The sequence below is a fragment of the Actibacterium sp. 188UL27-1 genome (assembly GCF_016901225.1).
GTDB lineage: Bacteria > Pseudomonadota > Alphaproteobacteria > Rhodobacterales > Rhodobacteraceae > 188UL27-1.
Genome location: NZ_JAFEUL010000016.1, coordinates 12,961 through 24,679 on the forward strand (window position 1 = coordinate 12,961; position 11,719 = coordinate 24,679).

9 protein-coding genes are annotated in these 11,719 nt (G+C 61.4%); 4 read left to right on the forward strand and 5 right to left on the reverse strand.

All coding sequences use genetic code 11. From position 1 onward, the window contains the following. The first annotated feature begins 155 nt into the window (after nucleotides 1-155). Complete coding sequence (locus tag IU397_RS17490) at nucleotides 156-2,093, forward strand: lytic transglycosylase domain-containing protein (RefSeq protein WP_239479898.1); 1,938 nt, start codon at nucleotides 156-158, stop codon at nucleotides 2,091-2,093. 1 nt (nucleotide 2,094) lies between these two features. Here IU397_RS17490 and IU397_RS17495 read toward each other — a convergent pair whose 3' ends face one another. Together IU397_RS17495 and mnmD are read right to left on the reverse strand one after the other, a co-directional pair. After that, the gene (locus IU397_RS17495; protein WP_204416250.1) at nucleotides 2,095-2,961 is read right to left on the reverse strand and encodes a DMT family transporter; all 867 of its coding nucleotides are present in this window, start codon (nucleotides 2,959-2,961) and stop codon (nucleotides 2,095-2,097) included. Further along, a complete protein-coding gene (mnmD, locus tag IU397_RS17500; protein WP_204416251.1) occupies nucleotides 2,958-3,629 on the reverse strand; it encodes a tRNA (5-methylaminomethyl-2-thiouridine)(34)-methyltransferase MnmD in 672 nt (223 codons plus the stop codon). Before mnmD ends, IU397_RS17495 begins: the two co-directional genes overlap by 4 nt. 53 nt (nucleotides 3,630-3,682) lie before the next feature. On the opposite strand from mnmD, the gene IU397_RS17505 reads away from it, so the two are divergent. Then, nucleotides 3,683-4,744 (forward strand): FAD-binding oxidoreductase, encoded by a 1,062-nt coding sequence (locus tag IU397_RS17505; RefSeq protein ID WP_204416253.1) that lies wholly within the window; start codon nucleotides 3,683-3,685, stop codon nucleotides 4,742-4,744. On the opposite strand, the gene pncB is transcribed toward IU397_RS17505, so the two are convergent. From pncB to pncA, 3 genes are all read right to left on the reverse strand, one after another. Further along, nucleotides 4,726-6,018 carry a nicotinate phosphoribosyltransferase gene (gene pncB, locus IU397_RS17510; protein ID WP_204416255.1) on the reverse strand — a complete coding sequence of 431 codons (1,293 nt, stop codon included), beginning with the start codon at nucleotides 6,016-6,018 and terminating at the stop codon, nucleotides 4,726-4,728. The two genes, IU397_RS17505 and pncB, sit on opposite strands and share 19 nt — an antisense overlap. Before the next feature lie 96 nt (nucleotides 6,019-6,114). Beyond that, nucleotides 6,115-8,373 carry an ATP-binding protein gene (locus tag IU397_RS17515; RefSeq protein WP_204416257.1) on the reverse strand — a complete coding sequence of 753 codons (2,259 nt, stop codon included), beginning with the start codon at nucleotides 8,371-8,373 and terminating at the stop codon, nucleotides 6,115-6,117. A gap of 78 nt (nucleotides 8,374-8,451) precedes the next feature. Next, the gene (gene pncA / locus IU397_RS17520) at nucleotides 8,452-9,051 is read right to left on the reverse strand and encodes a bifunctional nicotinamidase/pyrazinamidase (RefSeq protein ID WP_204416259.1); all 600 of its coding nucleotides are present in this window, start codon (nucleotides 9,049-9,051) and stop codon (nucleotides 8,452-8,454) included. A 69-nt stretch (nucleotides 9,052-9,120) separates the two neighbouring features. Here pncA and IU397_RS17525 point away from each other — a divergent pair, with 69 nt between their 5' ends. Further along, on the forward strand, nucleotides 9,121-10,026 hold the full coding sequence (locus tag IU397_RS17525; RefSeq protein WP_204416261.1) for a rhodanese-related sulfurtransferase: 906 nt from the start codon (nucleotides 9,121-9,123) through the stop codon (nucleotides 10,024-10,026). A gap of 391 nt (nucleotides 10,027-10,417) precedes the next feature. Beyond that, nucleotides 10,418-11,710: an ABC transporter substrate-binding protein gene (locus IU397_RS17530; protein ID WP_204416263.1), complete on the forward strand. Its 1,293-nt coding sequence runs from the start codon at nucleotides 10,418-10,420 to the stop codon at nucleotides 11,708-11,710. The last annotated feature ends 9 nt before the right edge of the window (nucleotides 11,711-11,719 follow it).

Genomic DNA, 11,719 nt, shown 5'->3' on the forward strand with positions numbered 1-11,719 from the left:
TCACCTCCCGCTGTTTCATGTTGTCCGGCCTCATACCGCCCCCGTTCGGGCAAGGCCAGAGGTTAGGTATGTTACAAAGTGGTTAACGAAAGAGAGTTGCGACGCGGCAGCTTTCGATTAGCTTAGCGGCGTTCCGCAACTGGGGTTGTCTGGCTTTGCGCCTGATTCTAATTAGTCTGATCCTGGCCATCTGGCCGTTATCTGCCGGTGCCGCTGACCCGGCGCCTGGCATCGCTGCGCTGAAGGCGGCGATGAACCATATCCGATCCGGCGATTGGAGCGATGCCCGGCAAAGCGCCCAGGCGGGTGGTCAGGTCGCGGAGGACATCGTGACCTGGCACATGCTGCGCAAAGGCCGGGGTTCGTTTGTCGAATACAGTGATTTTCTGGAGCGCAACGCAGACTGGCCCGGCCTGGCGCTGATGCGGACCCAAGGCGAAGGCTCGATCCCGCGAAATGGCCAGGCGGAGGCTGTGATCGCCTGGTTTGGTGACCGCGTGCCAGAAACCGGCGCCGGTGTTCTGCGGTTGATCGAGGCCTATCGAAAAACCGACCAGGATGGTGACGCCCAGGCGCTGGCGGTCCTGGCTTGGCACACGATGACGGTGACCGCGGCCACCGAAGCCGAATTGCTGGGTCTTTATCCCGATCTGTTGAAGCGCCATCACACCGCCCGTCTGGATGATCTGCTGTGGCGAAACGAACGGACGGCGGCGCGCCGAATGTTCCCGCGTGTGTCCGCAGACCTGCGTCTGCTGGCCGAAGCGCGATTGGGCCTGCGCGCCGATGCGCCCGGGGTCGATGGCCTGATCCAGAAGGTGCCGAAACCCCTGCAAGCCGATCCAGGCCTGGCATGGGAGCGGTTCAATTGGCGCGTCCGCAAGGGGCGCCACGACGCGGCGATGGACCTTTTGGCGGAGCGCAGCACCAGCGCCCGCGATCTGGGCCGACCGGCCATGTGGGCCAATTGGCGCCGGATCTATGCAAGGCGGGTTTTGCGCGACGGCGATCCGGCGGATGCCTATGCCATTGCATCCCAGAATTACCTGCTGGATGGCAGCAACTTTTCCGATCTGGAATGGCTGTCGGGATATATCGCCTTGCGGTTTCTGGAAGATCCCGAACTGGCCCTGTTTCATTTCGACCGCTTCCGGGGCGCCGTGCGCACGCCGATCAGTCTGGGCCGGGCGGGATATTGGCAGGGGCGGGCGCACCGTGCCCTGGGCGATGCAGACAAGGCGCGGGAAGCTTTCGCTTTTGGCGCGCAGTATCAGACCAGCTATTACGGGCAGTTGAGTGCCGACACGTTGGGCCTGCCGCTGGACCTGTCGGCCAAGGGGGATGAGGCTTTTCCGGATCTGCAGGGGTCTTCGCTGGCCAATTCGACCGTGTTGCAGGCTGGTCAACTGCTCTATGCCGCTGGTGAACGCGATCTGGCGGAGCGGTTCCTGACCCATCTGGTCGAACAGCGCCCGCGCGAAGAAGCCGGTCAGGTTGGGGCTGTGACGCTGGACCTGGGCGATCCGCATATCGCGCTGATGGTGGCCAAGCGGGCTGCGCGGGATGGTAACGTGCTCCATGCCGCGTATTTTCCGATCCACGAACTGGCGAACCGCAAGCTGCCCGTTGACCCCGCCTTGGCCCTGGCCATCGCGCGGCGAGAGAGCGAGTTCAATCCGGTGGTCGTAAGCCCCGTGGGCGCACGGGGATTGATGCAAGTGATGCCGGGCACGGCTCGCGATGTCGCCCGCGACCTGAAGATCGACTATAACCTGAGCCGCCTGACCGCTGATCCGGCCTATAACGTGCGATTGGGAACAGCGTATCTGGACGACCTGATCGATACCTTTGGCGATGCGCCAGTGCTGGTCGCCGCCGGGTATAATGCCGGCCCGGGCCGCCCGGTGCGCTGGATCGAGGAATTGGGCGATCCCCGCTCTGCCGGTGTGGATCCTGTGGACTGGGTCGAGATGATCCCGTTCCGCGAAACGCGCAACTACGTGATGCGGGTGACCGAATCGATCCGGATCTACCAGGCCCGGCTTGGCCGTCCTGTCACCCCGCGTCTGACGGATCTGCTGAAGGGCAGCTAGGTCACGCCCGCCGGCGTTCGCGCCACAGGGTGAACAGGCCCGCGCTGACCACGATTGCGGAGCCGATAATAACGTTGAGCGCCAGATCCTCCTGAAAGATCAGCACACCAAAAGAGGCGGCAAAGACCAGTTGAAGGTAGGCAAAGGGTTGAACGGCGCTCGCCTCTGCCACCTCATAGGCGCGTATCAGCAGCCAGTGCCCCAAGGCGCCAAAGACGCAAAGCGCCATCATCCAGGCCCAATCGGGTGCGGCCATGGGTTGCCATGCCCACAGGCCAAACGGCGTGATCGCGATGGCGCCCACCGTTCCTGTCCAGAAAAAGCTGGTCGCGGCGCTATCGGTGCGGGCCACATAGCGGGTCAGCAAACCATAAAGCGCAAACATTGTGGCAGAGATCAGCGGGATCACAGCGGCGGGGGAGAAGACGGCAAAACCCGGACGCAGGATCACGAGGATGCCCACGAAACCGATGGCGATGGCAATCCAGCGGCGCCAGCCGACCCGTTCCCCCAGAACAGGGCCGGACAAAGCCGCGATCAGCAGCGGATAGGCCGCAAAGATCGCGTGGCTTTCGACCAGGCCCAGCACCACAAAGGCGGCGACCATCACGCAGATCTCTGCCGCCAGCAGCACCCCGCGCAGGGCCTGCATCACCGGCATCCGCGTGACGGCGGCCTGGCGTAAGCTGCCAGCCATCCGCCCGGCCATGGCAATCGCAAAGGCCGCAAAGAACCAGTAGCGGATGGTGACGATCATGACGACGTTGTATTCCCCGGCCAAATAACGGGAGATCCCGTCCTGCACCGCGAAAACCAGCGTGGTGGCGACCATCAGGACAATGCCCTTGCGGGTGTCCTGCGCGATCATAGCTGGCCCGTGGTCATGTGGCGTTTGCGCCCGAACCCGGGTTGGCGTGTCACGGTAAATCCCGCGGCGTCCAAGGCACGCCGGACATGGCCCGCCGCGGTATAGGTGGCAAAGGTCCCGCCCGGACGGGTGTGGCGGGCGACCTGCATCATCAGATCAGCCTCCCAGAGCTCGGGGTTCTTGGCCGGAGAGAACCCGTCGAGGAACCAGGCATCCGCGGCCCCTTTCCAGCGCGGCAAGGTTTGGCGGGCATCGCCGATCAGGATCGTCGCGGTCAGACCGCCATGGAACAGCGTTGTGCCGTCGGGGCGCCACGCATTGATCAAGGCCCACGCCGCGCCGGGCAGAACGGGGAAAAAGCGGATCAGGGCCCGTTCGATATCCGCCTGCGACAGGGGATATGCCTCGAACCCGGTATAGGTGATGCCTGCGATACCGACCTGTTCCGCCGCAAGAGCCAGGGCCACGATGTTGAGCCCCGTACCCACGCCCAGCTCTGCCACCGCAAAGCCCGGGCGCAGGCGGGTCGACAGGCCATTGCCGGTTATGAACACATGGCGCGTCTCGGCCAGCCCGTCCTCCAGCGAATAGAATGGGTCGTCAAAGCGTTGCGATACTGGCACGCCATTGGCTTGCCAATCGATCGGTTCCTGCTGGTCTGTTGGCATGGTCTGTCCTACACGGCAGCCTCGATTGGTGACCATGGGGAAGGTCTGACGAAATGACAACGGCGGACGTGACCATTTACGGGGCAGGCATTTTCGGGCTGTCCTGCGCCTGGGCGATACAGCGCCGCGGGGCGCGGGTGCAGGTCATAGATCCCGACGGCGTGGGCGCGGGATCCAGCGGCGGCATTGTGGGGGCCCTGGCCCCCCATACGCCAGAGAACTGGAACCAGAAAAAGCAATTCCAGTTGGACAGTTTGCTGATGGCAGAGGCGTTCTGGTCAGAGATTGATGCCGCATCGGAGCTGAGCGCTGGCTATGGGCGATTAGGGCGGGTTCAGCCCGTGTTGGATGTGCGCGGCCTGGACCTGGCCCGGGACCGGATTGCGGGCGCGGCGCAGTTCTGGCGCGGTCAGGCCGAATGGGCCATCGTTGCGGCGGCTGATCTGGACGGCTGGCATCCGGCCAGCCCGACCGGACTGTTCATCCAAGACACGCTGTCGGCCCGGCTTCATCCGCGTCAGGCCTGCCATGCCATTGCCGCCGCGATCACGGCAGGCGGTGGTGCGATCCGCGCGGAGGGCCGACCGGATGGGCTACAGCTTTGGGCCACCGGGGCGGCGGGCTTGCAGGATCTGAGTGCGGCTTTGGGACAAATGGTGGGCAATTCCGTCAAGGGGCAGGCAGCCCTTCTGGATCTGGACCGCCGCAGCGGACCGCAGCTTTTTGCCGATGGTGTTCATATCGTGCCCCATGCCGACGGAACAACGGCTATCGGCTCCACCTCCGAACGGGCGGCCACCGATCCTGTCGGGACTGACCATCAACTCGACGAGCTGATTGCGCGCGCCCGGGCGCTGTGCCCGGCCTTGGAGGATGCGCCCGTCATTGCCCGGTGGGCCGGTTTACGACCGCGGGCGCGCAGCCGGGCCCCCATGCTGGGGCATTGGCCGGGCCGGGCGGGCCATTTCATCGCCAATGGCGGGTTCAAGATCGGCTTTGGCATGGCGCCCAAAGTGGCCGAGGTCATGGCGGACCTGATCCTTGACGGCATTGACCGCATACCCGAGCCATTCCAGGTTGCGGCGAACCTGAAATCTCAGACCACCAGCGCCTGAGCCTCCTGCTGACCCACACCAAAGACGTCGCGGTAGCGATCGATCTGGTCCGGCGGTCCCATCGCCTTGTTCGGGTTGTCGGACAGTTTGACCGTGGCCCGGCCATTGGCGCTCACGGCCTTGCAGACCAATGAGAACGGCGAGAGCCGGTCGCCAGAGACCAGGCCACGAAAATCATTGGTCATCAGCGTTCCCCAGCCGAAGCTGATCCGCACCCGTCCGGCAAACTGCTGGTGCAGCTCCAGGATCTTTTCGACATCCAGACCGTCAGAAAAGATGACGAGCTTTCGGGTGGGATCTTCGCCGCGGTCTTTCCACCACTGAATGGCGATCTCTGCGCCGGTGGCCGGGTCGCCGCTGTCGATGCGAATGCCCGTCCAACTGGCCAGCCAGTCCGGCGCGCGGTCCAAAAACCCCTGGGTGCCGTAGGTGTCGGGCAGTATGATCCGAAGGTTGCCGTCATGTTCTTCGTGCCAGTCCGCAAGCACCTGGTAGGGGGCCTGGGCCAGGGCGGTGTCGCCTTCGGCCAAGGCGGAGTAAACCATCGGCAGTTCATGGGCGTTGGTGCCGATCGCCTCGACCTCCCGACGCATGGCGATCAGGCAATTGGAAGTGCCGACGAATGTCTGGCCCAGCCCTTCCAGCATCGCCTGCACGCACCAATCCTGCCACAGGAAGGAATGCCGCCGCCGCGTGCCAAAATCAGCGATGCGCAGATCGGGCCGGTCACGCAAGCGTTCGACCTTTTGCCAAAGCTTGGTCATGGCGCGGGCATAAAGCACCTGCAATTCAAACTTGCCCATGTCATTGAGCACGGCGCGAGACCGCAATTCCATCAGGACGGCGAGCGCCGGGATCTCCCACAGCATGACCTCTGGCCAGAGCCCCTCAAAGGTCAGTTCATACTGATCGCCGCGGCGTTCCAGATGATAGGGCGGCAGGCGCAAGTCCTCGAACCATTCCATAAAATCGGCACGAAACATCTGGCGCTTTCCGTAGAAGGTGTTGCCGCGCAACCAGGTGCTTTCGCCCCGACTGAGTGAGAGCGAGCGGATGTGATCAAGCTGTTCGCGTAACTCGCCTTCATCGATCAGGCGCGCCAACGGCACGTCGGCAGAGCGGTTGATCAAGCTGAATGTGACCTTGGCATCGGGTCGATTGCGAAACACCGATTGGCACATCAGCAGCTTATAAAAATCGGTGTCGATCAGCGATCGCACGATCGGATCGATCTTCCATTTGTGGTTCCAAACGCGCCGGGCAATATCGACCATGGCCCCCTCCCTTATCCGTATCGGGTTTTCCCGCCCGCTTCGCACCATAGGCTAACGCACCGGGACAGCTTAGGAAATGGGCGTCCGTGAAATGCCCTAGCCAGCGGATCGGTGATTGTGGGTAGGGGCAGGAAGCTGGGCAAGGATCGCATTGACCAGGGTCACCTTTCGGATAGGCTTTGCCAGGTGATCGTCCATGCCCGCGCTCAGGCAGCTTTGGCGATCCTCGGCAAAGGCATTGGCGGTCAGGGCGATAATCGGGCAGCGTTCCCGGGCGGCATGGGTTTCGTATTGCCGTATGGCGATGGTCGCGTCCAACCCGTTCATCTCCGGCATAGACATGTCCATCAGAACAAGATCGGGCGGCGTATCGACAAAGGCAGCCACGGCTTCTGCGCCATCTGCGGCCTGCGTGATCGTGATCCCCATGGGCTCCAACATACGCTGGAGGAGCAGGCGATTGGTCCGATTGTCGTCGGCCACGAGGATGTGCAGACTGGCAGGCAAAGCTGCCATGGGCTGGTGCGGCGCGGTGACCTGTGCCGCGGCGATTGCGAAGGACAGATCGATGGTGAAGGTCGATCCGCCGGGCATTTGGGAGTGCACCGCGACCTCGCCGCCCATGGCCTGAACCAGCCGTTTGACGATCGACAAACCAAGCCCGGTACCGCCGAACCGGCGGGAGATCGAAGCATCGGCCTGAGTGAACGCATCAAAAACATGGTCGATCCGGTCAGCCGAGATCCCCAAACCGGTATCTGCGACAGTGAAGGTGGCGCGATACTCCCGGTCGACGACCTGTCCCGAAACCGTGACCTGAATGGAGCCCGCATCTGTGAACTTGATGGCATTTCCGATCAGGTTGAGCAGTACCTGCCGCAGGCGACCGTCATCGCCGATCACGGCCTTCGGCAGATCGGGCGGCAGGGTAATGAATAGAGACAGCCCCTTTTGATCGGCCAACGGGGTCAGGAGCTGCACCGCCCCAGCCACACAGTCACCGGGAGAGAACGGGTTTGCGGAAATGTCGAGCTTGCCAGCCTCAAGCTTGGAAAAATCCAACACGTCATTGATGATCGCCAACAAAGCCTCTCCGGCAACGGAGATCATCTGGACATGGCCGTCTTGATCCGTCGTCATGGGCGTTTCGCGCAGCATATCGCAGGTCGCGATGATTGCGTTCATGGGCGTCCTGAGTTCATGGCTGATCGTCGCGAGGAAGGCATCCTTTGCCTTGGCCACGTCGAGCGCATGTTCACGGGCCTGGGCAAGGGCCGCCTCTCGCTCCTTGGAGGCGGTGACATCGCGCTGCACCACCACAACCGCCATCAGGGACCCGGTCTTGTCCAGCAGCGGCGTCAGATTGGTGCTGAGCCAGATCCGGTCGCCGCCTTTGCAGATATGGGCCAATTGGGCATTCTGCGCCGTCCGGCTGATACGGGCCTGGGCCAGGCGGTCAAGTTCGGCCGGATCCGTGTCGGTCGCCACGAAATCCTCGATCGCCCGCCCCGCTACCTGTTGCAGGTCATAGCCCATCATCTGCTCAAACGCGCCGTTGACCCAGAAAATGCGCCCGTCCGGGTCCGTGAATGCCACGCTGTCACTCGCCTGCTCCACCGCCATGGCCATCTGGCGTGTCTGGCGTTCTGTATCGGCCAGCAGGCGGTTCACGATGACCAGCTGTTCCCCTTTTTTCAGTTGCTCATGCTGGGCGGCGTTCCGTCGGCGATAGTCCAGTTCCCGGTGGTGAAGAAAGAGCCAGCCAAATGATATCAGGATCAGGACCGACAGCATGTCGAGCAGCAAAGCCGACCGCGCCGCGGCATCCGCAACCTCGACCCAGTGGCCATAAAAGCTGGCAAGCAGAAGGGACAGAAAGATGGAGAGCCGCGTCGCCGTCGCCGCCCTGTTGACCGAGGCATAAGAGGCGGCGTCCAGGATCAGGCCAAGGCAGATCGCGCTGGCAAAAAATAGCCCACCGGGCCCAACCGCCCCGTTCATGATCACCCAGGCGACACTTGCGGCGATGGCCTGACACCCCGCCAGCAGGCAGGTCAGGGCCTTGCGGAGCGGCAGGCGGTTTTGATCGACATCCGTCCGCGCCAAGTAACGCAACACCGCCCAATCCAACGCCTCCCCACCTGCGGCGATAGCGACCGTCAGAACGGCCATCTCCGCACCGCCGAACCAAAACACCACGCCCCCGCAAACAAGGATGATGGCACAGCGAATCCAGGCATATTCGACCCGGCGGCGGCAATAGGTCTGCAGCTTGCCGGCCGGACTTCGCCGCCATTCGAACGCTTCAAGCGCACGATGTTCGGGGCCGAATGGAGCGGAGGGAGAGAATTCCATAACGTTTTGAGCTGGCTTCCGGACATCAGTGATCCGGGCCAGCCAAACAGAAAACCATTTTCGTCCGCTTAACGGCGCCTAGTCTATCAGAGCGATACCTGCCTGCCCCATGGCATCCAGGGCGTCCTGCAGGGAGCCAGAAAGGTCAATGCCGCGGCAGGCGGACAGCTTGACCGTCACGTCAAATCCCAACCTGGCAGCATCAAGCGCCGAATACTGGACGCAGAAATCCGTGGCGAGCCCGGCAAGGAGCAGCGACGTCACGCCCCGCGCGCGCAGATATCCATCAAGCCCTGTCGGGGTCGTCCGGTCATTTTCAAAGAAGGCAGAATAGCTGTCGATCTGCGGGCGAAACCCTTTGCGGATAACCATATCGGCAAGGTCCACCTGCAGGTCGGGATGAAAGGCGGCACCCTCGGCGCCCCGGATACAGTGATCGGGCCAGAGCACCTGTTTGCCATAGGGCATATCGATCAGGTCATAGGGCTGCCTGTCCGCATGCCTACTGGCGAAAGAGGAATGGCCTGCCGGGTGCCAATCCTGGGTCAGCACGCGAATCTGTGCGCTTTGCAGCAACGCGTTGATCGGGGCCACGACCTGATCGCCACCCGCCACGGCGAGGGCACCACCTGGGCAGAAGTCGTTCTGAACATCGATGACGATCAGCGCATCGGCCATGGGTCTCTTCCTTTCCGTCAGATCCGCCAGCGCTTGAAGATCGGTCTTGGCTGGTTTTATGAGTGCACCATGCCCATCGTCGCCGCCCTCTACAAGTTTACCCGATTTGAGGATCCTGCAGCCGTGATCGCGCCGTTGCGCGAAACCTGCATGGATCACGATGTGCGCGGTATTCTTTTGGTGGCGCACGAGGGGATCAATGGCACGATCAGCGGCACCCGTCCCGGGATCGACGCGGCGCTGGCGCATATCAGGGCTCTGCCCGGCTGTAACGATCTGGACTGGAAGGAAAGCACGGCCAAGGCGCCGCCCTTCAGCCGGCTGAAAGTAAGGTTGAAGAAAGAGATCGTGACTATGGGCCAGCCCCATGTGGATCCGGACGCGCGGACCGGGCATTACGTGGCACCTGCGGAGTGGAACGATCTGATCTCGTCCCCGGATGTCGCGGTGATCGATACGCGCAATGATTATGAAGTGGCCATCGGCACCTTCAAAGGGGCGGTCGATCCGGGCACGAGAGCCTTTGGCGACTTCCCGTCCTGGTGGGCCGCCAACAAGCATCGCTTTGCCGACAAGCGCATCGCGATGTTTTGCACAGGCGGCATACGGTGCGAGAAATCAACGAACTACCTGCTATCCGAGGGCGTGGAAGACGTGTTTCACCTGAAAGGTGGCATTCTGAAATACCTCGAAGAGGTGCCCCAGGATGACAGCCTTTGGGACGGGTCGTGTTTTGTGTTCGATGAACGGGTATCGGTCGGGCATGGCATGGTAGAGGGGCCACACGAACTGTGCCGGGCCTGTCGCCGCCCGATCCTGCCGGAGGATCGCAAACATGGGTCCTTCGAAGAAGGCGTGTCGTGTCACCACTGCATCGATGAAACCACGGCCACGGCCAAGGCGCGCTTTCGCGAGCGGCAAAAGCAGATCGTTTTGGCCAAAAAGCGGGGCACCCGGCATCTGGGGCAAGATTAGCCACTGATCCGCCAAACAGATCTGCTCAGATGGCTCAAACATGTTGATTGACGGCGCAAATATGCTGAAAGATAGCAGATAGCACGGCAAGGCATTGCCAAATCAACCGCTGCCTTGGACACCGCGATACGGGCTCGACCGTCGGATGGATATCGTGTGGCCAAATTGAATGGTTACCAAATCGTGCTAACAGCCGCGTGAGAAGGTACTTTCGACATTCAATGACCGTGCCAGCGGTCGAACTTAGCCACTAGTCCGCCTAAGTTTGGTCTCAAATCAATACTATCCCGGCATTCTAACATTATTGTTTCCGAATTATTGTACACTTATGACTAACCTTGGGTGTGCGATATACCGGTCCGTCGGACAACAGATAGGAGAATAGAGCGTGATGCGACGTCAAAGAACTGGTCTCTGCGCCAGCCTGTTCCTCATCGCTAGCTCCATAGCGCCCGCTTTTGCGGAAATCGTCATCCCGTCGCTGACCTACCGCACAGGCCCCTATGGCGGTAGCGGTGTGCCATACTCCGATGGTTTCACCGATTATCTGACCCTTCTGAATGAGCGGGATGGGGGAATTAACGGCGAGCCGATCAAGGTCGTTGAATGTGAATACGGGTACAACACTGAAAAAGGGCTTGAGTGTTTCGACGAAACCTTTGAGCAGGGCGCGCTTCTTTATCACCCGATGTCGACCGGTTTGACCTATCAGTTGATTCCACGCGCCAATGAGCTTGGCGTCGTGATGCACACGATGGGGTACGGACTGACGGCCGCAGCCGATGGTGGCATGTTCCCGTATGCATTTAACTTCCCGGCCCATTACTGGCATGCCGCCTCCGCTCAGATCCGCCATATCAAGGAAACCGAAGGGGGCGATCTGACGGGCAAGAAGATCGTGCACATGTACCACAATTCCGGTTACGGCAAGGAGCCCATTCCAACCCTGGAAAAGCTGGCTGACATCGAAGGTTTTGAATTGGTCTTGGCCCCGATCGACCATCCCGGAGAGGATCAGACAGCCATCTGGCCCGATGTCATGGCCCAATCGCCCGATTACATCTTGTTGTGGGGTTGGGGCATCATGAATGAAGTGGCCCTCAAAAGCGCTGCCAAGGCCGACTTTCCGATGGATCGTATGATCGGCGTTTGGTGGTCGGCAAATGAAGGCGACATCAAACCGCTTGGCAAACGTGGAGATGGTTACAAGGCCGTGACGTTCCATGCGGTTGGCACCAGCTTTCGTATCTTTAACGAGATGAACATGCTGGTTTATCAGACGAACAAGGCCCGTGGCGAGCTGAACAACATCGGCGACGTCCTTTACAACCGGGGTATCATGGCGGCGATCTTTGCGACCGAAGCCATTCGTCTGGCCATGGAGATACACGGCACGACCGACGTGACACGCGAAATGATCCGCGACGGATATGAACAACTGAACTTCAGCGAAGAGACCTTTGCCTCCTTGGGCATGGAGGGTTTCATACCTGATGTTTCGATCAGCTGCGAAAACCACGCCGGCGCCGGTCTGGTGGCTGTTAAACAATGGAATGCCGTCGTGCGCCGTTGGGAACAAGTGACCGACTATTATGAACCGGACGACGCGCTCATCGACCCGCAGGTGGCGACAGCGTCCGAAACATTCGCAGAATCCGCCGGGATGACCCGCCGAGGGTGCTGACCGGAGCGA